This window comes from Mycobacterium sp. NGS67 (genome assembly GCF_059812185.1).
In genome coordinates this window covers 39,547-62,506 of sequence record NZ_JCALCF010000024.1, presented here as the reverse complement: position 1 = coordinate 62,506, position 22,960 = coordinate 39,547, and the positions used below count along the sequence as shown (strand labels likewise).

The window sequence follows — 22,960 nt, the reverse complement described above, 5'->3', positions numbered from 1 at the left end:
TCACCCGGCCCGGTGGTCGTGGGGCGGCGGGCGGCGGCCGAGGACGAGTGTCTTGATCTCGTGCGCGCCGACGGCGGTGACCGCGAAGACCACCAGCATCCAGATCGGCGGCCGGGCCAGTTCCCAGACGAAGATCGCGGACCACACCGGCGATCCCTGCGTCACCGCCAGCACGCCGGCGGCCGCGGCCAGCGAGATCACCGGTCCGTGCAGATGGGTGCCGGCCACCTGGTTGAGCGCCAGCACCAACAGCGACCCGGCCGCGGCGCCGGTTGCCAACGAAGGCGTGAGCAGACCACCCGCTCCGCCGGCCCGCAGGAACAGCGCGGTCAGCAGCGGCTTCAGCACCAGAATCACCGCCGCCGAGGTGAGCGTCATGCCGGCGGCCAGGCTGACGGTGAGCACGCTCTTGCCGTTGCCGGGCAGTTCGGGCCACCAGTGCGAGCAGATGCCGGTGAGCAGGCCGGCCGCGGCGAGCGCCGGGATCACCGCCCAGGACCGCATCAGCTCGGCCGGCCGGGCGGCCGCGATGATCTTGTTGAACGCCCACCCCACCCCGAACGCCAGCGGCGCGAGGGCCAGGCCGTGCGCGCTGAGCAAAGGGGTTTGTTCGGCGCTGGGCCACTGCAATTCGTGGTGATCGTGGGTGATCACCGACGCGACGGCGACGGCCAGGCTGGAGGTGATCAGCGCCGCACCGACCGCCCGCAGGCGCCAGGTGTTGAGCAAAATCCGCAGGGCGAACAGCGCGCCGGCAGTCGGAACGGCATAGACCGCGGCCAGCCCGGCACCGGCCGCGCAGGCCAGCAGGATCTCGCGATCGTCGCGCGACAGCCTGCGCAGCGATCCGGTGCCGAAATCGCTTGCTGCAGCGGCGAATTGACGCGGCGCACCTTCGCGTCCCAGCGACGCACCGGATCCGACGAGCAGCACCTGCAGCACCGCGTCGACGCTCCAGGCGGCCCGCGGAATCGGCTGCCGGTTCGCAATGGTTCCGGCCAGCGGCGGCACGTCCGCCCGGCGTCGCAGCAGCCACCACCCCAGACCGGCCAGCGCGGCGCCCACCATCGGCCCGAGCGCGCGGCGGATGGGACTGCTGGCGGTGATGCCGTCGAGCAGCGAGCCGAAAGTGTAGTGATAGGTGAGGTGTTCGACGGAGCGCAGCACGACCGTCGTCGCCAATCCGGCAAGGCCGGCCAGCAGGCCGGTAATGACTGTCGCGCAGAAGAACTCGAGGTTCCGGCGAGGCACCGGGATCTACCCCGTCGCGGTGTTGGACGCCACGTCACGATCGGCGGGCGCCCCGCGCAGACCCGCCCAGAACAGGTCGATCATCAGCTGTGCCGCGGCGTCGGCGTCGATGTCGCCGGTGCTGAGCCGGTTCGCGATCGCCTCCCCCGCCCCCACCAAAGCGACTGACATGACGTCGATCTCGGAATCGGTGCGGGGGCTGCGGGTGCCGGCACGCACCAGACCTCCGACCAGTTCGATGATCTGCTCGCGGCCCTCGCGCACCGTGTGGGCGAACGCCTGCGAGCTGGTGGCCTGGGTGTACATCACGATCCACGAGGCGCGGTTTTCGTCGATGTAACGCAGGAACGAGCTGATAGTGTTGCGCAGCAGGTCTTTTGGGCTCTGGGTGAAGTCGATGTCGGCGCGCAGCGCGTCGATGAACCGGCCCATCTCCCGGTTCATGCACGCGCCGAACAGGTCTTCCTTGGAGCCGTAGTACAGATACAGCATCGGCTTGGAGATCTGCGCCTCGGCGGCAATGGTGTCCATCGAGGTCTCGTGATAGCCGTTGACCGAGAACATCTGGACGGCAGCGTCGAGCATCTGTTGCTCGCGCACAGCACGCGGTAACCGTTTGCTGCCACCGGCCATTGGTCCTGCGCCTCTCTCGCCTGTCCTTCCGACTCTAGAGCTAACGACCGCACGTCGGGGTGACGTGCTTCATGGCGGCCACCCGGATCAGGGATGCGTCGACCCGTTGGACCGGCAGGTCACCGGTGTTCACCGCCTGCTCGAGGCGGTCCAGGACGGCCTGCACCTCCTTGGTGGTGATCCACAGCGCGATGTCGGTGCCGGCCTGCAGCGTCTTCAAGACCGCCTCGGTCACCGGTAACAGGTCTGAAATGGCGGCCATGCTGGACAGGTCGTCGCTGAACACCGGGCCGTCGAACGCCGGGCCGCCGTAACCGGTTCCGGTACGCAGTAATTCGACGGCCTTCGGACTCAGGCTGGCCGGCTCGGTGCCGGTCAGGCCCGGCACCTGCATGTGGCCGATCATCACCGCCACCGGGCTCTTGTCCAGCAGCGTCCGGTAGGGCAACAGGTCGTTGGCGATGAGCTCGCCCAGCGGTGGCGTGCTGACACCGCCGGTGTGGGAATCCCCGGAACCGTGCCCGTGCCCGGGGAAGTGCTTGAGCACCGGCAGCAAACCCGCGTCCCGCAGACCCTGCGCGTACTGCCCGGCCCATTCGGTCACCTTCGCCGGGTCCGAGCCGAACGAGCGGTCCCCGATCACGGTGTCGTCCGGGGCGTCGGTGACGTCGACGACCGGGGCGAAGTCGACGGTGATGCCCAGGTCCTTCATCTTGCGGCCGCGGGTCAGCGCCAGGTCGTGGACCTGCTGCGGCGTCATGGTCTGGCCCATCTCCTTGGCCGTCGGCCCCCTGCCGTCCAGCAGCGTGCGCAACCGGGACACCCGGCCGCCCTCTTCGTCGACGCCGACCGCCAGCGGCAGCGGCGCCGCGGCATTGGCGACCTCGGTCAGCGGGCCCGGCAGCATGGTCAGGTCGGTGTCGCTGTCGATGATGATGCCGCCGACATGGAACTGGCTGACGACGGCTTTGGCGTCGGCCGCGTCTTTGACCCCGACCATCAGCAGCTGGGCCAGCTTGTCGCGCAGGTTCGTGATCTTCGCCGGCACTTCGCGGGGATCGACACACAACTTGTTGCCGGGTGCCGCGGCCGGGGTCGAGCTGGTGGGCGCCGGGGTGGGCGTGCTGGTCGACGATGCCGGCCCGTGTTTGGTGCCGCTGTCACTGCAGGCCGCCACCAGCATCGACGCGGTGGCAAGGACGGCCAGAGTACGGGGAAAAGCCATCCGGACATGCTGTCACGGGGCGTTTCGCCGCGAGGTGCGGGGGGCGCGGGCCGTTCTGCTAGGTTCGATCACTATGAACCGGATCGTCGCGCCAGCCGCCGCAAGTGTGGTGGTGGGTCTGTTGCTCGGTGCGGCCGCGATCTTCGGGATCACGCTGATGGTCCAGCAGGACACGAAGCCGCCACTGCCCGGGGGCGATCCGTCGTCGTCGGTGCTCAACCGGGTCGAGTACGGCAACCGCAGCTAGTCAGGGTGTGACCGGCCAGTCGGCCCTGTCGCGTCTTTGGCTGCTGCTCGTCGGGGCCGTCTCGCTCGTCCTGAGCTTCGCCCAATCTCCCGGGCAGGTCTCCCCCGACACCAAACTCGACCTCACCGCCAACCCGCTGCGGTTTCTGGCGCGCGCCACCCACCTGTGGAACAGCGACCTGCCGTTCGGGCAGTCGCAGAACCAGGCCTACGGCTACCTGTTTCCGCACGGCAGCTTCTTTGTGGCCGGGCATTTGCTGGGGGTGCCCGGTTGGGTCACCCAGCGGCTGTGGTGGGCGCTGCTGTTGACGGCCGGATTCTGGGGGTTGCTGCGCGTCGCCGAGGCCCTCGGCATCGGGAGCCCATCGTCGCGGGTGCTGGGCGCGGTCGCTTTCGCGTTGTCGCCGCGGGTGCTGACGACGATCGGGTCGATCTCGTCGGAAACGTTGCCGATGATGCTGGCGCCGTGGGTGCTGTTGCCGACGATCCTGGCGCTGCGTTCGGATCCCGGCCGATCGGCGCGGGTGCTGGCCGGTCAGGCCGGGCTGGCGGTGGCGCTGATGGGCGCGGTGAACGCGATCGCGACGGCCGCGGGTTGCCTGCCGGCGTTGATCTGGCTGGCCTGTCACCGGCCGAACCGGCGGTGGTGGCGTTACGTCGGCTGGTTGCTGGCGGCGGTGGCCGTGGCGGTGCTGTGGTGGGCGGTGGCGCTCAGCCAGTTGCGTGACGTCAGTCCGCCGTTTTTGGACTTCATCGAATCCTCCGGGGTGACCACCCAATGGTCGTCGCTGGTGGAGCTGCTGCGCGGCACCGACAGCTGGACGCCGTTCGTGGCGCCGACCGCGACGGCGGGCGCGCCGCTGGTCACCGGGACCGTGGCGATCCTGGGCACCTGTCTGGTCGCGGCCGTCGGGCTGGCCGGGCTGGCCCTGCCCGGGATGCCGGCGCGCGGCCGATTGGTGACGATGTTGCTGGTCGGGGTCGTGCTGCTGGCGATCGGCTACAGCGGCGGGCTGGGCTCGCCGATCGCCCATCAGGTACAGGCGTTCCTGGACGCGGCCGGCACGCCGCTGCGCAACGTGCACAAGTTGGGGCCGGTGATCCGGATCCCGCTGGTGCTGGGCTTCGCGCACTTACTGGGCCGGATCCCGTTACCGGGCAGTGCGCCCAGGCCGGTGTGGCTGCGCGCGTTCGCACACCCGGAGCGCGACCGGCGGGTCGCCGTCGGGATCGTGGCGCTCGTCGCGCTGATGGTGAGCACCTCGCTGGCGTGGACCGGCCGGCTGACGCCGCCGGGAACGTTCCGCGCGATACCCGACTACTGGCATCAGACCGCCAACTGGCTTGCCGGCCACCCGGGCGGCCGGGCGTTGGTGGTGCCCGGCGCACCGTTTGCGACCCAGGTGTGGGGTACCAGCCACGACGAGCCGTTGCAGGTGCTGAGTTCGGGTCCGTGGGGGGTGCGCGACTCGATCCCGCTGACGCCGCCGCAGACCATCCGCGCGCTGGACTCGGTGCAACGCTTGTTCGCCGCTGGGCGCCCGTCCGCCGGGCTGGCCGATACCCTTGCCCGCCAAGGTATTTCGTATGTCGTGGTGCGCAATGATCTGGACCCGGAGTCGTCGCGGTCGGCGCGACCGATTCTGGTGCATCGCGCCGTCACGGGATCGCCGGGACTGGACAAGGTGGCCGAGTTCGGGGCGCCGGTGGGACCGGGCACACTGGCCGGCTTCGTCAACGACAGCGGGCTGCGGCCACGCTATCCGGCGGTGGAGATCTACCGGGTCGGTTCGGGCGGCGATCCGGGTGGGCCGGGTGGGCCGGGTGCGCCCTACTTCGTCGACACCGACCGACTCGCGCGCGTCGACGGCGGCCCGGAGGTGCTGCTGCGCCTCGACGAGCGGCGGCGCCTGCTCGGCCAGCCGCCGCTGGGGCCGGTGCTGATGACCGCGGACGCTCAGACCGCCGGCCTGCCGACGCCGCTCGTCACCGTCACCGACACCCCGCTGGCCCGCGAAACCGATTACGGCCGAGTGGATCTGCATTCGTCGGCGATCCGCGCGCCCGACGACGCCCGGCACACTTACAACCGGGTGCCCGACTACCCCGTCCCGGGCGCGCAGACGGTCTACGGAGCCTGGACGGGCGGGCGCATCACGGCGTCCAGCTCGTCCTCGGATGCCACCGCGCTGCCCGACGTCGCACCGGCCACCGCACCGGCCGCCGCGATCGACGGCGACCCGGCGACCGCCTGGGTGTCCAACGCGCTGCAGGCCGCCGTCGGGCAGTGGCTGCGGGTCGACTTCGACCATCCGGTGACGAATGCCGTCCTCACGTTGACTCCCAGCGCGACGGCCGTCGGCGCCCAGGTGCGACGCATCCTGGTCGAGACCGCCAACGGCAGCACCACGCTGCGCTTCGACGAAGCCGGCGAACCGTTGACCGCCGCGCTGCCGTACGGCGAAACCCCGTGGGTGAAGATCACCGCTGCCGCCACCGACGACGGCTCACCCGGCGTCCAGTTCGGCATCACCGACCTGAGCGTCACCCAGTACGACGCGTCCGGGTTCGCCCATCCGGTGACGTTGCGGCACACGGTGTCAGTGCCCGGGCCGCCGCCGGGTGCCGCGATTGCGGGCTGGGATCTGGGCGCCGAGCTGCTGGGCCGGCCGGGGTGTGCGGCGGGGCCGGACAATGTGCGGTGCGCGTCGTCGATGGCGCTGACGCCCGAGGAGCCGGTCAACCTGAGCCGCACGCTGACCGTGCCGGGGCCGGTTACGGTGCGGCCGACGGTGTGGGTGCGCCCGCGGCAGGGCCCCAAGCTGGCCGACCTGATCGCCGAACCCGGCACCGCCCGCGCCCGCGGTGATTCCGATGTGGTCGAGATCCTCGGCTCGGCGTACGCGGCCACCGACGGCGATCCGGGCACCGCGTGGACGGCCCCGCAACGGGTGGTGCAGCACAAGACGCCGCCGACGCTCACTTTGACGCTGCCGCGGCCCACCGAGGTGGCCGGGCTGCGGTTGACCCCCAGCCGGTCGGTGCTGCCGGCGCACCCGACGCTGGTGGCCGTCGACCTGGGTGACGGCCCGCAGGTGCGGGCGCTCTCCGGTGGCGACCTGTCGTTGCAGCCGAAGGTGACCGACACCGTCACCGTCAGCCTCCTCGACTGGGACGACATCATCGACCGCAACGCGCTGGGCTTCGACCAGCTCAAGCCCCCCGGGCTGGCCGAGATCGTCGCGTTGGGCACCGACGGTGGGCCGATCGCGCCGGCCGCCCCGGACCGGGACCGGCAGGTTTTCGTCGACTGTGAGCACGGGCCGGTGATCGCGGTGGCGGGCCGGTTCGTGCATACCTCCGTCCGGACCACCGCGGGGGCGCTGTTGGACGGCCGGCCGGTGGTGGCGCAACCGTGTGAGACCGAACCGATCGCACTGCCGGCCGGACAGCAGGAATTGCTGATCAGTCCGGGCGCGGCGTTCGTCGTCGACGGCGTCCAGTTGGCGATTGGTCCCGAAACTTCCGGTGCCGCAGTTGCTTTCGCTCCCGTCGGGGACTGGGGTCCGTCCCGTCGCGAGGTGCGGGCGGCGGCGTCGGGCACGTCTCGGGTGTTGGTGATTCCGGAGAGCATCAACCCCGGCTGGGTGGCGCGGGACGGTAGCGGGGCGCGGCTGACACCGGTAGCGGTCAACGGGTGGCAGCAGGGTTGGGTGGTGCCGGCGGGGGATCCCGGCACCATCACGCTGACGTACGCCGCCGACACCCTCTACCGCGCCGGACTTTTCGGCGGCCTTGCTCTGCTGCCGCTGCTGGCCATGCTGGCATTCTGGCGCCGGCGCGGCGATCCGGGGGATCCCGCCGCGGTGCCGTGGACACCTGGACGATGGGCGGCGATTCCCGTGCTAGGGGCCGGGGCGTTGATCTCCGGTCTCGTGGGAGTCGTGGTGTTCGGAGCAGCACTGGCCGTGCGGTACGCGTTGCGGGATCGCTTCACCGTGGCGTTCAGTGCCGGTGGGTTGATCGCGGCCGGGGCCGTGTTGTCGCGGCACCCGTGGCGCTCGGTGGACGGGTACGCGGGTCACTCCGCGGGTGTCCAACTGCTGGCGCTGATTTCGTTGGCCACGGTGGCCGCTTCGGTGGTGGTGTTGCGACAGGGTGGCGACGAGTAGTTCGGGGCTGGTTGACTGGATACCGCCATGGGATGGTTTTCGGCGCCCGAATACTGGCTGGGCACTACGGTGCTGCAGCGTGGCGTGGCGCTGATCTATCTGATCGCCTTTGTGGCGGCGGCGCGACAGTTCCGGGCACTCATCGGGGAAGACGGCATGCTTCCGGTGCCGCGATATCTGGCCGGACGGTCGTTCTGGCGCGCGCCGAGCATCTTCCACTTCCGTTACTCGGACCGGCTTTTCGCCTTCGTGTGCTGGACGGGCGCCGTGTTGTCGGCGGCGGTGGTCTGCGGCGTGACGCGGGTCGCGCCGTTGTGGGCAGGGATGCTGGTCTGGCTAGTGCTGTGGGCGCTGTATTTGTCGATCGTCAACGTCGGGCAGACGTGGTACGGGTTCGGTTGGGAGTCCCTACTTTTGGAGGCGGGGTTCCTGATGATCTTTCTCGGCGGCGAGCGGGTGGCGCCGCCGCTGCTGACGCTGTTGCTGGCGCGCTGGCTGTTGTTCCGGGTCGAGTTCGGGGCCGGCTTGATCAAGATGCGCGGCGACCGCTGCTGGCGGGACTTGACGTGCCTGTACTACCACCACGAGACGCAGCCGATGCCCGGTCCGCTGAGCTGGTTCTTCCATCACCTGCCCAAACCGTTGCATCGGATCGAGGTGGCGGGCAATCATTTTGCGCAGCTGGTGGTGCCGTTCGGATTGTTCGCGCCGCAGCCGGTGGCCGGGATTGCCGCGGCGATCATCATCTTGACGCAATTGTGGCTGGTGCTGTCGGGGAACTTCGCCTGGCTCAACTGGGTGACGATCCTGTTGGCGTTCAGTGCGGTCGCGGTGCCCGAGCATCCCGACTTGCCAACGCCGCCGATGTGGTTTGTTGCCGTGGTGATCGTCGCTGCCGCGGCGATGGTGGTCTTGGGTTATTGGCCGACGCGCAACATGCTGTCGGCGCGGCAACGGATGAACGCCTCGTTCAACGCCTTTCACCTGGGCAACACCTATGGTGCCTTCGGCAGCATTTCCCGCACCCGGCATGAGGTGGTGATCGAGGGCACCGATTCTGCCGATCCCACCGACGATGCGGTGTGGCGCGAGTACGAGTTCGAGGGCAAGCCCACCGGACTGCGGCGGCTGCCAAGGCAATTCGCGCCCTACCATCTGCGGCTGGACTGGCTGATGTGGTTCGCCGCCATCTCGCCCGGTTACGCGCTGGCGTGGATGACACCGTTTTTGCACCGGCTGTTACGCAATGACGCAGCGACGCTACGGCTGTTGCGGCACAACCCATTTCCGGATGCGCCGCCGCGGTATGTGCGTGCGCAGCTTTACGTGTATCGGTTCACTACGCCGGCTGAGTTGCGGCGCGATCGCGCGTGGTGGCATCGGACGCTGATCGGGAGCTATGTGCCGCCGATGTCACTGCGCCACTAAGGTTCGTCGTCGTCCTCGGGGATCAGCAGTTTCTCGGGGTGGTGGAAGGTGTTGATTCTGGGTTGGCCGTGGTCGAGGTGTGCTGGGGGGATCCATTCGGTGTGGCCTTGGGTGTTGGTGCGGGTGGTCCAGCCTTTTTCGGCCAGTCTGTTATCGGGGCCACAGGCCAGGGTGAGGTCGTTGATGTCGGTGCGCCCGGTTTTGCGCCATGCGGTGACGTGGTGGACTTCGGAGTGGTAGGCCGGGGCGTCGCAGCCGGGTCTGGTGCAGCCGAGGTCTTTGGCGCACAGCATGATCCGCTGGGCCGGGGAGGCCAACCGCTTGGCGTGATACAGGGCTTGGGGTTTGGCGCCGTCGAAGATCGCCAAATAGTGGTTGGCGCCGCCGCCGGCCATGCGGATCAGATCGTTCATGGGTAGGCGGGAGCCGCCGCCGGTGCGCGCCCACCCGGCGGCGGCTTCCAGTTCTGCCACGGTGGTGGTGGCGATGATGGTGACCGGCAGCCCGCGATGCTTGCCTAGCTTCCCGGAGGCCAGCAGTGCGCGTAGCCCGGCCAGCAGCGCGTCGTGCTGGCGTTGGGGTCCCGAGCGGGTATCGCGCTGCGCCTCCTCGGTATCGGGTTCGCCGTCCACGCGCGGTGCCTCATCGGTCGGGTTGCACATCCCCGGTGCGGCCAACTTCGTCCACGCCGCTTCGATCGCGGCCCGCAGCTCGGGGGTGACCAGCCCGCTCAGGCGCGACATCCCGTCGAACTCCTGCTTGCCCAGCATCAGGCCGCGCCGGCGGGCGCGTTCGTCATCGCTGTAGTTGCCGTCGGGGTGCAGATAGGCCATCACTTCCTGGGCATAGGTCTGCACTTGTTCGGGGCGAAAGTGGGTGGCCTTGTCGACCAGGTCGGCTTCGGCGTCCTGCCGGGTCAACGCATCGACCGTGTCGGGCAGATGGGCCAGGAATTTGCGGATCAATCGGATGTGTTCATCACCGATGAGTCCGGCGCCTTGGGCGGTCGCGGTCGCGGTGAGCAGCGGCGCCAACGCCTCCCCCGACAGCGCCCGCCGCGGCCCCAGATCGTGGGCTTCGGCGATACGGCGGCCGGCTTCGGCTTTAGAGATCCGCAACCGATCCGCCAACGCACTGCGCAGCTTGCCGCCCAACTCCTCCTCGGCGGCGTGGGCGGCGAGTTGGTTGATCACCGCGTGCTGGGGTGTGCGCAGTTGGCGGGCTGCCCGTTCCAGGCGCTGCAGAGCCCGCATCCGCTCCGGGGTGGTGAACACCTCAAAGGACAACGCGCACAGACGATCCACATCCGCATCGAGTGCGTCAAAGACCTCCACGATCTCTTCACGCGTGCTCGCTGCCATACCTCAGATTCTAGGAACCGGCACCGACAACTCCCCGGCCCCGACGACGCTCCTGTGCATAGACCTCTGACTGTGGACAAGTCGGATGCCGAGAAAGCTACAGCGTCTCGTCCAGCTCCCCGAGCCGGTCGGTGAGCCGCAGGTTCTCCGAATAGTCCACCGGACAGGAGATGATGGACACGCCGTCGTCCTCCAGCGCCGTCCGCAGCGTTGGCAGCAGATCCTCGGCGCTTTCGATCCGATACCCCTTGGCGCCGAAGCTTTCTGCGTAACGCACCACGTCCGGGTTGCCGAATGAGACGTGGTGGTGCTCACCGAGCTCGAGGTCCATCTTCCACTCGATCAGCCCGTAGCCGCCGTCGTCCCAGATCAACACCACCAGCGGAATCTTCTCCCGCACCGCGGTTTCGATCTCCTGCGAATTCATCAGGAACGCACCGTCGCCGACTACCGCCAGCACCTTCGCGTCGGGCCGGGCGAGCTTCACCCCCAGCGCCCCGGGCAGCGCAAAGCCCATGGTGGACAAGCCGTTCGAGATCAGGCAGGTGTTGCGTTCGTAGGTCGGATACAGGCGGGCCATCCACATCTTGGTGGCTCCGGTGTCCACCAGCACCACGTCGTCGCGCCCCAGCGCCTCCCGGGTATCGGCGACCAGCCGCTGCGGCGTCACCGGGAAACGCGAATCCTGTTGTCCGCGAGCGAATTCCTCTTCCAGCAGTCCGGACCCGGGAACCTCGTTGTCGTCGAAGCGCTTCCCGTCCAGGGCATCGGTGAGTTCGTTCAGCGAGTCGGTGATGTCGCCGATGATCCCCACCTCGACGGTGTAGTTCGCGTCGACCTCGGCGGGAAACCGGTGGACGTGCAGAATCTTCTTGTCGCCCTTGGGATTGATGCGGGCCGGATCGAACTCCTGCAGTTCGTATCCGACCGCGATCACGACGTCGGCGTTGTCGAATCCGAAGTTGACGTAGTCGTGCGTCATGAAGCCCAGCGTGCCGATGCTGTTGGGGTGATCGTCGGGCATCACGCCCTTGCCGTGGAAGGTGTTGGCCACCTTGATGCCAGTCTTTTCCGAGAAGCGGACCAGCGCCTCGGTGGCGTCGCTGCGGGCGGCGCCATGCCCGGCGAGTACCGCCGGACGCTGCGCGTTGCGCAGGATGTCCACCGCGCGGGCGATCTGCCGCGGCGCCGGTGCGTCGGCGCGAACGACCCTGCGCGGCAACGGCGTCAGGTCGTAGTCGTCCTCGTCCTGGTCGATGTGTTCGGGCACCGCCAGGTAGACCGCGGCCGGGCGTTCGGTCTCGGCGGTCTTGAACGCCTTGCGGACCATCTCCGGGATGGCGCGCGCGGTCGGGATGTCGGCGGCCCACCGGGTGATCGGCGCGTACATCGACACCAGGTCCACGTACTGGTGCGACTCCTTGTACTCGCGGTCCTGTCCGACCTGCGCCGAGATCGCGACCACCGGGGTGCTGTTGGTGGTGGCGTCGGCGACGCCGAGCTGCATGTTGATCGCCCCCGGCCCCAGCGTCGCGGACACCACCCCGGCGCGACCCGTGACGCGGCCGTACATCTCGGCCATGAACGCCGCGGCCTGCTCGTGCCGGGTCAGCACGTAGCGGATGTCCGACGCGGCCAGCGCCTGGATGAGACGGATGTTCTCCTCCCCCGGTATCCCGAAGACGAACTGGACTCCCTCGTTCTCCAGGCACTTCACGATCAGCTCAGCCGCTGTGCTCATCCGCTGGACCTCCCCGTCTCCACTTCGCCACTGTTAGTGGCAGGCTAGATATAGGACAGGTTTCTTGTACCCACCAGACGAAGGATTCAGCGTGCCTATCGCCACCATCAACCCGGCCACCGGGGAGACAGTCAAGACCTTCGACCCGGCCACCGACGACGACGTCGACGCAGCGATCGCCCGCGCGTACGAGCGCTTCCTCGACTACCGGCACTCCACCACCTTCGCGCAGCGCGCCGAATGGGCGAACGCCACCGCCGACCTGCTGGAGAAGGAGGCCGACGACGTCGCGGCGATGATGACCCAGGAGATGGGCAAGACGCTGTCCTCGGCCAAAGCCGAAACGTTGAAGTGCGCCAAGGGTTTTCGCTACTACGCCGACAACGCCGAAAGGTTGCTCGCCGACGAGCCGGCCGAAGCCTCGAAGGTCGGCGCGAAGCAGGCCTACGTCCGGTATCAACCGCTCGGCGTGGTGCTGGCCATCATGCCGTGGAACTTTCCGCTCTGGCAGGCCGTCCGGTTCGCCGCGCCGGCGTTGATGGCGGGAAACGTCGGGATCCTCAAGCACGCCTCGAACGTGCCGCAGTCCGCGCTGTATCTGGCCGACGTCATCTCCCGCGGCGGTTTCCCGGACGGCTGTTTCCAGACGTTGCTCGTACCGTCGGGTGCGATCGAGCGCATCCTGCGCGATCCGCGCGTCGCGGCCGCCACCCTGACCGGCAGCGAACCGGCCGGGCAGTCCGTCGCCGCCATCTGTGGTGACGAGATCAAGCCGACCGTGCTCGAACTCGGGGGCAGCGACCCGTTCATCGTGATGCCGTCCGCGGAGCTGGACGAGGCCGTCACCACCGCGGTCAAGGCCCGGGTGCAGAACAATGGCCAATCCTGCATCGCCGCAAAGCGTTTCATCATTCACACCGACATCTACGACTCGTTCGTGGACAAGTTCGTCGAACAGATGCAGGCGCTCAAGGTCGGCGACCCCACCGATCCGGACACCGACGTGGGTCCGTTGGCCACCGAGTCCGGCCGCGACGAGATCGCCCAGCAGGTCGAGGACGCCGTCAAGGCAGGTGCGAAGGTCCGGTGCGGCGGAGAACGCCCCGACCGCCCGGGCTGGTTCTACCCGCCGACGGTCATCACCGACATCAGCAAGGACATGCCGCTGTACAAAGAGGAGGTGTTCGGCCCGGTGGCCTCGGTGTACCGCGCCGCCGACATCGACGAGGCGATCGAGATCGCCAACGCCACCAGCTTCGGCCTCGGGTCCAACGCGTGGACCAACGACGAAGCCGAGCAGCAGCGCTTCGTCGACGAGATCGAGGCCGGTCAGGTGTTCATCAACGGCATGACGGTGTCCTACCCCGAACTCGGCTTCGGCGGCATCAAGCGCTCCGGGTACGGCCGCGAGCTGGCCGGGCTGGGCATCCGCGAGTTCGTCAACGCCAAGACGGTGTGGGTGGGCTGAGGCCCTCGGCGCGAGCAGACGCAGAATCGCACGCGAACTCGCGTTTTTATGCGATTCTGCGTCTGCTCGCGGTAGGCGGTTCGCGGTACGCGGTTCGCGGTACGCGGTACGCGGTTCGCGGTACTAGGGGATCAGACCGCGGCCAGCGCGCGCTCGTCCTCGTCGGCGAAGTCGTCCTCGAGCTGCACGGGCGAGTAGTCCAGGTCGATCTCGCCGAGCGGGCGACCGCGGGCGCTGCTGATGGTGCCGAACCGGCGCATGCCCTTGTCGGTGGAGTAGGCCAGCATGTCCTCGGGCGACAGATCGAACGGCGGAGGGTCACCGTAGAGGGCGAAACCCTCCTCGGTGAGCCGCAGCGCCATCGGGATCAGCTCGTTCATCCGCGCTTCGAAAACGCTCCAGTTGCTGTCGTCGGCGGCCACGTGCCGGCGGCAGGTGAACGTGCCCCACGCCATGTGGCGTCGTTCGTCGTCCCCGATGCGCCGCACCAACTCCTGCATGCCGGGCAGGATGCCGCGTTCGACGCAGATCTTGTTCCAGGCGTAGTAGCCGGTCAGCGCCAACATGCCTTCGACGATGTGGTTGTAGGTGACCGACGCCCGCACCTGGGCCGCCGGCGACGGGTCGTCGGTCAGCGCATTCAGACAGTCGGGCAGCACGTCGTAGAAGATCTGCCGGTAGGTGGGCAGGCCGTCCAGATACGGGTGCAGATCCTCGGTCATCCCGACCGCGTCGAGCCACATCCGGAACACCTGGACGTGCTTGGCCTCCTCGAACGCGAACTGGGTCAGGTACATCTCGTCGCCCAGCCGGCCCTCGGCGCGCATCGCCGCCATGAACGGCTGGATGTCCTCGGTCACCGCCTCCTCGCCCGCGATGAACTGGGCGCACAGCCGGGTGGCGTAGTCGCGCTCGTCGTCGGCCAACTTCTCCCAGTCGGCCCGGTCGCGGGAGAAGTCGATGTCGGCCGGATTCCAGAATTTCGCGTTGCCGCCGGCGAACAGCTTGAGCGGCAGGCTGTCCCAGTTGAGACCGCCCGCCACCATCGAGCCGGAGTGTGTGCGTGTCATGGAATCTCCTCTGATCGGGCTGGGGCTGGGACGGGCGAGAACGCCGCGGACAGCACCGCGACCAACCTGCGCACCGCCAGCGCCGGCTGTTCGGGCGATGGCTCGTCGAGACCGAGCACCGGGTCCAGGCCGTGGATGTAGGGGGCCAGCGCCAGGTGCGGGAAGATCATCAGCAGCAGTGACAACAGGGCGTCGGTGTCCGCGTCCGCACGCAGATCCCCCCGCCGGTGTGCCTCGGAGACCAGCGGACGCAGCACTTCCAGATAGTGGCGGTGCAGCACCTTCTGCACGCTGACGCGGGCGTCGGCGTCGACCTCCAGGGTCGCGGCGGCGTGCAACGAACGCTCCCGGGGATGTTCGGCGTAATAGGCCACCCAGGCATCGAGCAGGTCGGTGAGAAAGTCGAAGAACGGCCGACTGGGGTCGAGTTCGCGGATGACCAACTCGACGTAGGCACGCACCCGCTGGCTGGCGACGTCGGCGATGAACGCGTAGAGGTCGCGCTTGTCGGCGAAGTACTGGAACAAACTGCCCTTGGCGACGCCGGCGCGGCGGGCGATGACATTCAGGCTGCCGTTGGAGAACCCGTGCGCGCCGAACTCGGCCTCGGCGGCCTCAATGACGGCCGCTCGACGAGCCGGGTCGACACGAGCCCAGGTAACGGTCGGCATGCATCCCCCTTGTTGATATGACCACTGGTCATTTTACTGTGAGCCAGTTCACAGCCAAGGGCACGGACGGTGTCAGGGGCGCATTTGGTACGCGCCGTTGAGCGGCAGGACGTGCTGGGTCCAGACCTGGTCATAGCGCGCCGGGTCGTGGGACGGACGCCGGATCATCCGCAGCGCGAAGCGGGCCTGCTCGTCCGTCGTCGCCGCCTTGTCGTGCAATTCGACGGCATAGGCGTTGAAGTCGCGTACCAGGATCCCGAAGATCTCGTCCAGCAACGCATCGTCCACACCGGAAACCGCGGTCTCCTCCAGGATCAGCTGCGCATAGGGCACCAGCGCGAAGATCTGACCCACCCCGAACGCGAAGTCGATGTCCTTCTGCTGCCGAGCATCCGGAGTGGCCGAGGCCAGCATCTCGGACAGCACGTCGATCTGCTGCTGAAGCAGCGCGACGTTCGGTAAGTGGGCGTAGCTGGCAAATGACGCTCGCCAGTCGTGGAAGCGCACCTTACCCAGACCGCCGGTGGGTCCCTGGTTGAACAGGAACGTGTCATCGGCGGCGTCGTCACGCCTACCGATCAGCGGCAGCGCGGTGTCCGGGGCGAACAGGAAGTTGGGCATGAACTTGGCCAGCAGCCCGATGTTGATGTGGACGGTGCCCTCCAGCCGGGGCAGCAGCCCGATCTCGCGGGCCACGGTCTCGAAGAAGGTGTCCTTCTCCACACCCTTGGCCGCGATCACGTCCCACAGTGCGGTGATCACCCGCTCGCCCTCACCGGTGACCTTGGCCTTGACCAGCGGGCTGTACAGCAGATAGCGGCGGTCCTCGGCCGAGGCGCTGCGCATGTAGTCGCTGGCGCGGGTGGCGACAAGCCGCATCGCGACCAGCCGGACGTAGGAGTCGGTGAGCAGCCGTCGCACGTGGCTGAAGTCGGTGACGACGGTGCCGTACAGGTGCCGGTTGGCGGCGTGGGTGATGGATTCGTAGAAGGCGTGGGTGCACATGCCGATCGCGCCCCAGCCCAGGTTGTACTTGCAGACGTTGACGGTGTTCAGCGCCGCGTGGAACGCGCCCATGCCGCGGTGCAACAGGTCGGCTTCGGTGACCGGGTAGTCGCGCAGCGCGTAATTGGCGACGTAGTTCTGCGAGTTGACGACGTTCTTCTTCAGGTCGTACCGGTCGTGCTGGGAGTCGGCGGCGAAGAACACGTAATCCTTTGCATCATCCCCCGACGCCGTGTCGATCTTGCCGAACGTCGAGACCATCCGCGCGACGTTGGCGTTGCCGATGTAGTACTTCTCGCCGTTGGCGACCCAGCCGTGTTCGGCTTCGGTGAGGATCATGTCGGTCTGATAGACGTCGGCGCCGTGGGTCTGCTCGGACAGGCCGAACGCGAACACCTCACCCTGCTCCAGCTGCGCCGCGGCCTTGCGCTTGGCGTCCTCGTTGTCGCTCATCCAGATCGGGCCCAGACCCAGCGCCGTCACCTGGAACGGGTACCAGTAGCTCAACCCGTAGAAGCCGATGATCTCGGCGAACTCACTGATCCGGTAGGTGTCCCAACGGCAGTCGTCCGCGCCGTACTCGGACGGGGTCAGCAGAGAGGCGAAGATGCGCTCGCGGGCGATGTGGTCGAGAAACTCTGAGTACCAGGCACGTTCGTGGTCGTCGTGCTTGAGCTTCGCCTTGCCGCGGTTCTCGAAGAAGTCCACCGTGGCCTGCATGATCTCGCCCGAGCGGGCGTCCGGATACTTGCGTTGCAGGTTATTGGGGTTGAGCAGCATGAGCGCACCGTACTGCAAACGCCTCTGTCGGCGGACCGGCTTGGCGACCTAGCATCAGTGACGTGTCAGCACTCAATACCGCCCGCGGCGCCATCGACACCGGCGACCTCGGCGTCACGCTCATGCACGAGCACGTGTTCATCATGACCACCGAGATCGCGCTGAACTATCCCGAAGCCTGGGGCGACGAAGACCAGCGGGTGGCCGACGCCGTCACCCGGCTCAACGAACTCAAGTCCCGCGGCGTGGACACCATCGTCGACCTGACCGTGATCGGGCTGGGCCGCTACATCCCGCGCATCGCCCGCGTCGCCGCACAGACCGAGCTGAACATCGTCGTCGCGACCGGGTTCTACACCTATAACGACCTGCCGCTGCGCTTCCATTACACCGGCCCGGGCACGCTGCTGGACGGTCCGGACGTGCTGGTGGACATGTTCGTCCGCGACATCGAGCAGGGCATCGCCGACACCGGCATCAAGGCCGGAATCCTCAAGTGCGCCACCGACGAACCCGGCATCACCCCGGGGGTGGAGCGGGTACTGCGCGCGGTTGCCCAGGCGCACAAGCACACCGGGGTGCCGATCTCCACCCACACCCACGCCGGATTACGGCGCGGGCTGGAACAGCAACGCATCTTCGAAGAGGAAGGCGTGGACCTGAGCCGGGTGGTCATCGGGCACTCCGGGGACAGCACCGACGTCGGCTACCTCGAAGAGCTCATTTCCGCCGGCTCCTACCTGGGCATGGACCGATTCGGCATCGACGTCATCCTGCCGTTCGAGGCGCGCGTCGACATCGTCGCCAAGATGTGCGAGCGCGGGCACGCCGACAAGATGGTGCTCTCCCACGACGCCAACTGTTACTTCGACGCGCTGCCCGAGGACATGCTCGCCGTCGCCGCCCCGAACTGGCATTACCTGCACATCCACAACGACGTCATCCCGGCGCTGAAAGAGCGCGGCGTCACCGACGAGCAGCTGCGCACCATGCTCGTCGACAACCCGCGCAAGATCTTCGACCGGCAGGGCGCCTATCAGTGAGCGTCCCACCGATCGGAACCCAGCTCTCCGGGCTGGCCGCGCTCGCCCCCGATGCGCCCGCCGTCAGCTGCGACGGGCGGACCATCACCCGCGCCGAACTCGACACGTTGACTAACCGGCTGGCCCGCGCCTATGCCGAACGCGGCGTCGGCGTCGGCGACTACGTCAGCATCGTGTTGCCCAACTCGATCGAGTGGGTACAAGCGACGGTGGCGTGCTGGAAGTTGGGTGCCGTCCCGCAGCCGCTGTCGCCGCGGATGCCGGACGCGGAGTTCGAAGGTCTGCTGGCGCTCAAGCCGCGGGCGCTGCTGATCGGCCGGGACGATCCCGGCGGCCGGATTCCAAGCGTGCCAACCGGTTTCATACCCGACGGATGCTCCGACGAGCCGTTGCCGGAAGCGGTGTCGCCGTGCTGGAAGTCGCTGGCCTCGGGCGGCAGCACCGGACGACCCAAGCTGATCGAGGCCGGCAGCGACAGCCGGATCCCGCCGGCGATCGGCCATCCGCTGGGCGTGCAGGAGGGCGACGTCAACCTGGTGCCGGTGCCACTCAGCCACAACACCGGGTTCAGCACCGCGACCATCGCGCTGCTGATGGGCCACCACCTGGTGCTGCTGCCGCGGTTCGATCCGCACGAGTTCCTGCGGCTCATCGCCGAGTACCGGGTCACGTTCGTCACCGCGGTGCCCACGATCATGCAGCGGGCGCTACCGGTCTACAACGCCGACCCGGAGGCCTACGACCTGTCCTCGATCCGGCGGTTCTGGCACGTCGGCGCCCCGTGCCCGCCGGCGGTCAAGGAAGCCTGGATCAAGCTGCTGGGACCCGAGGCGCTGTGGGAGCTCTACGGCGGCACCGAACTGCAGGCGCTGACGTTCATCAACGGCGAGCAGTGGCTGGCCCACCCGGGTTCGGTCGGGCAGGTGGTCACCGGGCAGATGAAGGTGCTCGACGACGACGGCAACCCGTGCCCGCCCGGGGTGGTCGGCGAGATCTACATGCGGCCGAACCCGGGCAGTGCCGCGACGTACCGCTACGTCGGCGTCCGGGCCAAGAGCCGCGACGGCTGGGATTCGTTGGGCGATCTGGGTTATTTCGACGCCGACGGCTTCCTGTACCTGTCCGATCGGCGGGTCGACATGTTCACCGTCGGCGGCCGCAACGTCTACCCGGCCGAGATCGAGAACGCGCTGTCCGCCCACCCGGATGTGTTGTCCTGCTTGGTCGTCGGCGTTCCCGACGAGGATCTAGGACAGGTGCCCTACGCGCTGGTGCACACGGTGCCCGGTTCGGGTCTGGACGAGGCGGGTGTGCAGTCGTTCGTCGGCGAACGGCTCGCCCATTACAAGGTGCCGCGCACCGTGGAGTTCGTCGACACGCCGTTGCGCGACGACGCGGGCAAGGCGCGTCGCACGGCGGTACGTGACGTCGTGGTCGCGCGGTTGCAGACTTAGACCATGTTTGCCCTGGAATACTCCGCGCTCAGCGACGTCGGTTGCGAACGAAGCAACAACCAGGACCGCTGGGGGGCCGATGCCGACCAGTTCCTGTTCATGGTGGCCGACGGCGTGGGCGGCAGCCGCGACGGTGCGCTGGCCGCCCAGACGATGGTCGACGTACTGCCCAACTACGTCTCCCACCACATTCCGCTGGATCAGCGCGACGAGCCGGATGCTCCGGAGCGGCTGGGGCGCGCTGTCTCCGAGCTCTCCGATCACCTGCACGCCAAGTCGCAGGCCGACGCGCGCTACCAGGGCGCCAACAGCACGCTGGTGACCGTGGTCATCGCGGGTCCGCGCGCACTGGTGGCCCACCTCGGCGACAGCCGCGCCTATCTGCGGCGCGACGGCCAGCTGCAACGGCTCACCCGCGACCACACCCTGGTCCAGGCGCTGGTTGACGCGCACCAGGTCGACGCCGCGGACACCGGGCGGCACAAGGCGCGCAGTGTGGTGACCAAGTACATGGGGATGAAGCCACCGGCGCGGGCGGATTCCAGCGCTCTGGAACTGCGGGCCGGGGACCGGATCCTGCTGTGCAGCGACGGTCTGCACGGCGTCGTCAAGGAGCCGGAGCTGGGCCGGATCCTGGACGACAACCTCGCTCCCGGTTACGCCTGCGCGGCGTTGATCGCCGCGGCCCGGGAAGGCGGCGGGCCGGACAACATCACCGCTTTGGTGATCAACGTGTCCCCCGCCGCTTAGGGGGACGCGAGAGTCCTCATATGTACGCGGAAAGCCGTGTTTCGGCGTACATATGAGCGCGCTCGGCGCCGGGTGTGGCTAGGTGTTCTTCACAGCTAGGGCGCGATCGCGTCCGCCTCGCGGTCTTGCGGCTCCCCCGGTTTCGCGCGTTTCTCCCACCGGCGCAACGCTGCCCGGCACGGCGACTCGACCAGCGCGTAGCTCACCGCCGCGATCGCGAAGCCGAACACCAGCGTCAGCGTCAGCACCGTCGGCATCCGCCCGTCGAACGCGAACGCGCCGATCACCGGGAACACCATGTCCAGCGCGGCCAGGTGCCAGATGAACAACCCGTACGACCAGCGGCCCAGCGTGACCATCAGCGTGCTGCCCAGCAGCCGGTGCGGGGTGTCGGGCCGGTCCAGGACCAGCGGCGCCACCAGCGCGAACGCCACCATCGCACCCATCGCTGTCTTCACCGAGAACTGCGACGCGGTGCTGGTCACCAGGCCCGCCGGGCCGGCCAGCGGGGAGGCAGCCACCAGGTAGGCGCCCACCGCGAGCACCGCCATCAGCACCCGCCGGCGGGCCAGCCGGTGCACCCGACCGATGGGGCTGTGCACCAACTCGGCCAGCACCATGCCCGCGGCGAACCAGGAGAAGAACGCCGGCGGCCAGTTCAGCGGATTGGCGCCCGGGCCCCGTCCGAGCGCGTCCAGCGGCAACCACCCCCAGGCCAAACTGAGCGCGCCTACCGCCGTGATCGCCGGCACCCGCGCGGCGACCGGAAGCCGGCGCGCCAACAACGCCAGAGCCGGCAGAGCCAGATAGAAGCCGACCTCGACCGACAGGCTCCACATCTGGGTGAGCCCGCCGGTCAGCGTCAGCGGCACGTAGATCTGGGTCAGCGTCAGGTTGGCCAGCCACACGGTGAGGTTGGCGTGATTGGAGTCCGGCAGCAGGGTCAGGATCACCACCACCGCCACCAGATAGGCCGGCATGATGCGGACCACCCGCGACCGCAGATAGTGACCGGTACGCGGGCGGGGTTTGAGGTTGCGCGCCGCCGCCGCGTGCCCGCGCCACAGCAGGAACCCCGACAACGCGAAGAACACCGCGACGGCCAGATCGAACCGCCCGAACAACCGGCCGTCCACCCCGCTGGAGTGCCCGGTCTGGAAGGCGACGTGCGTGACGACCACGCCCATCGCCGCGCAGGCGCGCATACCTTCGACGGCGGGCAGGAAACTGCGGGTGCCGCCGACCTGTTGGGCATCGGTCACGGTCACAGTCTGCCTTCGGTCCGGTTGTCCCTTAACCGCTGCTGTTAGGGTCAATCAAGTCTGCCGCACTGGTTGCGAATCCCTGGACCTATAGGAGGTCACTGCAACGTGAATCGAGCAGTCATGTTGCGTATCGCCGCTTGCGGCACCATCGGACTCGGAGCCGCGCTGCTGATTGCGGCGTTGCTGCTGTCGACCTACACCAGCAGCAGGATCGAGAAGATTCCGCTCAACATCGACGCGACGCTGATCAGTGAAGGCAACGGAACCGCGCTGGACGCGGCGTCGCTGTCCGGTGAGCGCGTCGTGGTCAACCAGAACGTGCCGCTGGTGTCCCAGCAGCAGGTCAGTGTCGAGCTGCCGGCCAACGCGCAGGTGGTCACCCTGCAGGTCGGGTCGTCGCTGCGGCGCAGCGACAAGCAGAAGGACAGCGGTTTGCTGCTGGCCATCGTCGACAACGTGACGTTGAACCGTAAGAGCGCCGTCGCGGTCGCCGACGATACGCATCCGGGCGGCTCGGTGCAGAAACCACGCGGTTTCGGCGACGAGAGCCCGCCGACACCGATCCCGCTGCGCCACGAGGGCCTGTCGTACCGATTCCCGTTCAACACCGAGCGCAAGACCTACCCGTACTTCGACCCGATCGCACAGAAGGCGTTCGACGCCAACTACGACGGCGAAGAGGACGTCAACGGTCTGACGACCTATCGCTTCACCCAGACCGTCGGGGTCAACTCCGAAGGCAAGCCGGTGGCTCCGGTCACCTACCCGTCGCTGTATGCCGGCGAAGAGGACCGCAAGATCACCACCAGCGCCGGCATGTGGGGTGTGCCCGGGGACCCGGCCGAGCAGATCACCATGACCCGCTACTACACCGCCAAGCGCGTCTTCTGGGTGGATCCGGTCACCGGCACGATCGTCAAGCAGAGCGACCAGGCCCACCATTACTACGCCCGCGACGGGCTCAAGCCCGAGGTGACGCTGGTCGACTACAAGGTGACCTCGACCCCGGAGACCGTCGAATCCCAGGTCAACTCGGCCCGTGACGAGCGCGACCGGCTGGCGTTGTGGTCACGGGTGCTGCCGATCACGCTCACCGCGACCGGGCTGATCGCGCTGATCGGCGGCGGGGTGCTGGCTTCGTTCAGCCTGCGCACCGAGAGCGCCCTGACCGATCCGGGCCTGGACCGCGACGACACCGACTTCCTGCGCCGGGTCGGCCTCGAGCCACCGGTGCCCGGAGCGGAAGCGGTGACGGAGAAGATTCCCGCTCAGCGGCCGGATCCGCCCGGTGAGCCGCCGCCGGATCCGCCCCAGCTGGATGCGGGTGCGTCGGCCCCGACCGAGCCGGGACCACCCGAGCCGCCACCGCCGGGCCCGACCGAACGGGGCTAATCGCC

Annotated in this window: 17 protein-coding genes; 8 read left to right on the top strand and 9 right to left on the bottom strand. The window is 68.2% G+C overall.

The window, feature by feature from the left end; translation table 11 throughout:
- The 3 genes from AC5Y4D_RS20440 to AC5Y4D_RS20430 are packed head-to-tail and all read right to left on the bottom strand — an operon-like array spanning position 1 to position 3,109.
- The gene (locus AC5Y4D_RS20440; protein WP_499992501.1) at positions 1-1,257 is read right to left on the bottom strand and encodes a chloride channel protein; all 1,257 of its coding nucleotides are present in this window, start codon (positions 1,255-1,257) and stop codon (positions 1-3) included.
- On the bottom strand, positions 1,258-1,884 hold the full coding sequence (locus AC5Y4D_RS20435) for a TetR/AcrR family transcriptional regulator (protein WP_500038087.1): 627 nt from the start codon (positions 1,882-1,884) through the stop codon (positions 1,258-1,260).
- A 40-nt stretch (positions 1,885-1,924) separates the two neighbouring features.
- Positions 1,925-3,109: a glycoside hydrolase family 3 N-terminal domain-containing protein gene (locus AC5Y4D_RS20430; RefSeq protein ID WP_499992467.1), complete on the bottom strand. Its 1,185-nt coding sequence runs from the start codon at positions 3,107-3,109 to the stop codon at positions 1,925-1,927.
- Positions 3,110-3,182: 73 nt separating this feature from the next.
- On the opposite strand from AC5Y4D_RS20430, the gene AC5Y4D_RS20425 reads away from it, so the two are divergent.
- Genes AC5Y4D_RS20425 through AC5Y4D_RS20415 form a run of 3 tightly spaced genes read left to right on the top strand, consistent with a single transcriptional unit; the run spans position 3,183 to position 8,955 of the window.
- Entirely contained in the window at positions 3,183-3,356 is a 174-nt protein-coding gene (locus tag AC5Y4D_RS20425) for a DUF2613 domain-containing protein (protein ID WP_023369784.1), read from the top strand.
- Positions 3,357-3,381: 25 nt separating this feature from the next.
- Positions 3,382-7,527 carry an alpha-(1->3)-arabinofuranosyltransferase domain-containing protein gene (locus AC5Y4D_RS20420; RefSeq protein WP_499992502.1) on the top strand — a complete coding sequence of 1,382 codons (4,146 nt, stop codon included), beginning with the start codon at positions 3,382-3,384 and terminating at the stop codon, positions 7,525-7,527.
- Positions 7,528-7,554: 27 nt separating this feature from the next.
- Positions 7,555-8,955, top strand: a complete 1,401-nt coding sequence (locus AC5Y4D_RS20415; protein WP_499992468.1) for a lipase maturation factor family protein — start codon at positions 7,555-7,557, stop codon at positions 8,953-8,955.
- On the opposite strand, the gene AC5Y4D_RS20410 is transcribed toward AC5Y4D_RS20415, so the two are convergent.
- Both AC5Y4D_RS20410 and AC5Y4D_RS20405 read right to left on the bottom strand, forming a co-directional pair.
- A complete protein-coding gene (locus AC5Y4D_RS20410) occupies positions 8,952-10,316 on the bottom strand; it encodes an HNH endonuclease signature motif containing protein (protein ID WP_499992469.1) in 1,365 nt (454 codons plus the stop codon). The two genes, AC5Y4D_RS20415 and AC5Y4D_RS20410, sit on opposite strands and share 4 nt — an antisense overlap.
- 97 nt (positions 10,317-10,413) lie before the next feature.
- Positions 10,414-12,057, bottom strand: a complete 1,644-nt coding sequence (locus AC5Y4D_RS20405) for an acetolactate synthase large subunit (protein ID WP_499992470.1) — start codon at positions 12,055-12,057, stop codon at positions 10,414-10,416.
- 91 nt (positions 12,058-12,148) lie between these two features.
- On the opposite strand from AC5Y4D_RS20405, the gene AC5Y4D_RS20400 reads away from it, so the two are divergent.
- Positions 12,149-13,525, top strand: a complete 1,377-nt coding sequence (locus AC5Y4D_RS20400; RefSeq protein WP_499944002.1) for an NADP-dependent succinic semialdehyde dehydrogenase — start codon at positions 12,149-12,151, stop codon at positions 13,523-13,525.
- 131 nt (positions 13,526-13,656) lie between these two features.
- Here the strand turns inward: AC5Y4D_RS20400 and AC5Y4D_RS20395 are convergent, their stop codons facing one another.
- The 3 genes from AC5Y4D_RS20395 to AC5Y4D_RS20385 all read right to left on the bottom strand — a co-directional run bounded on the left by AC5Y4D_RS20395 (position 13,657) and on the right by AC5Y4D_RS20385 (position 17,051).
- A complete protein-coding gene (locus tag AC5Y4D_RS20395; protein WP_500038086.1) occupies positions 13,657-14,595 on the bottom strand; it encodes a R2-like ligand-binding oxidase in 939 nt (312 codons plus the stop codon).
- Positions 14,592-15,266, bottom strand: a complete 675-nt coding sequence (locus tag AC5Y4D_RS20390) for a TetR/AcrR family transcriptional regulator (protein WP_500038085.1) — start codon at positions 15,264-15,266, stop codon at positions 14,592-14,594. Before AC5Y4D_RS20390 ends, AC5Y4D_RS20395 begins: the two co-directional genes overlap by 4 nt.
- Positions 15,267-15,338: 72 nt before the next feature.
- On the bottom strand, positions 15,339-17,051 hold the full coding sequence (locus AC5Y4D_RS20385; protein ID WP_500038084.1) for an acyl-CoA dehydrogenase family protein: 1,713 nt from the start codon (positions 17,049-17,051) through the stop codon (positions 15,339-15,341).
- A 62-nt stretch (positions 17,052-17,113) separates the two neighbouring features.
- Between AC5Y4D_RS20385 and AC5Y4D_RS20380 the strand changes: the two genes are divergently transcribed.
- Genes AC5Y4D_RS20380 through AC5Y4D_RS20370 form a run of 3 tightly spaced genes read left to right on the top strand, consistent with a single transcriptional unit; the run spans position 17,114 to position 20,298 of the window.
- Positions 17,114-18,094: a phosphotriesterase family protein gene (locus AC5Y4D_RS20380; protein WP_500038083.1), complete on the top strand. Its 981-nt coding sequence runs from the start codon at positions 17,114-17,116 to the stop codon at positions 18,092-18,094.
- A complete protein-coding gene (locus tag AC5Y4D_RS20375; protein WP_500038082.1) occupies positions 18,091-19,548 on the top strand; it encodes an AMP-binding protein in 1,458 nt (485 codons plus the stop codon). The genes AC5Y4D_RS20380 and AC5Y4D_RS20375 overlap by 4 nt, the downstream gene beginning before the upstream one ends.
- Before the next feature lie 3 nt (positions 19,549-19,551).
- Positions 19,552-20,298, top strand: coding sequence for a PP2C family protein-serine/threonine phosphatase (locus AC5Y4D_RS20370; RefSeq protein ID WP_499992475.1), 747 nt, complete (start codon positions 19,552-19,554; stop codon positions 20,296-20,298).
- Between the two features lie 95 nt (positions 20,299-20,393).
- Here the strand turns inward: AC5Y4D_RS20370 and AC5Y4D_RS20365 are convergent, their stop codons facing one another.
- Positions 20,394-21,566, bottom strand: coding sequence for an acyltransferase family protein (locus tag AC5Y4D_RS20365; RefSeq protein ID WP_499992476.1), 1,173 nt, complete (start codon positions 21,564-21,566; stop codon positions 20,394-20,396).
- 102 nt (positions 21,567-21,668) lie between these two features.
- Between AC5Y4D_RS20365 and pgfA the strand changes: the two genes are divergently transcribed.
- Positions 21,669-22,955 (top strand): cell envelope lipid trafficking protein PgfA, encoded by a 1,287-nt coding sequence (gene pgfA / locus AC5Y4D_RS20360; RefSeq protein ID WP_499944010.1) that lies wholly within the window; start codon positions 21,669-21,671, stop codon positions 22,953-22,955.
- Positions 22,956-22,960 lie beyond the last annotated feature (5 nt).

Excerpts from the sequence above, each read along its gene's own strand:
- AC5Y4D_RS20435 (WP_500038087.1), bottom strand. The coding sequence starts at position 1,884 with ATGGCCGGTGGCAGCAAACGGTTACCGCGTGCTGTGCGCGAGCAACAG.
- AC5Y4D_RS20430 (WP_499992467.1), bottom strand. The coding sequence starts at position 3,109 with ATGGCTTTTCCCCGTACTCTGGCCGTCCTTGCCACCGCGTCGATGCTG.
- AC5Y4D_RS20425 (WP_023369784.1), top strand. The coding sequence starts at position 3,183 with ATGAACCGGATCGTCGCGCCAGCCGCCGCAAGTGTGGTGGTGGGTCTG.
- AC5Y4D_RS20415 (WP_499992468.1), top strand. The coding sequence starts at position 7,555 with ATGGGATGGTTTTCGGCGCCCGAATACTGGCTGGGCACTACGGTGCTG.
- AC5Y4D_RS20410 (WP_499992469.1), bottom strand. The coding sequence starts at position 10,316 with ATGGCAGCGAGCACGCGTGAAGAGATCGTGGAGGTCTTTGACGCACTC.
- AC5Y4D_RS20405 (WP_499992470.1), bottom strand. The coding sequence starts at position 12,057 with ATGAGCACAGCGGCTGAGCTGATCGTGAAGTGCCTGGAGAACGAGGGA.
- AC5Y4D_RS20395 (WP_500038086.1), bottom strand. The coding sequence starts at position 14,595 with ATGACACGCACACACTCCGGCTCGATGGTGGCGGGCGGTCTCAACTGG.
- AC5Y4D_RS20390 (WP_500038085.1), bottom strand. The coding sequence starts at position 15,266 with ATGCCGACCGTTACCTGGGCTCGTGTCGACCCGGCTCGTCGAGCGGCC.
- AC5Y4D_RS20385 (WP_500038084.1), bottom strand. The coding sequence starts at position 17,051 with ATGCTGCTCAACCCCAATAACCTGCAACGCAAGTATCCGGACGCCCGC.
- AC5Y4D_RS20370 (WP_499992475.1), top strand. The coding sequence starts at position 19,552 with ATGTTTGCCCTGGAATACTCCGCGCTCAGCGACGTCGGTTGCGAACGA.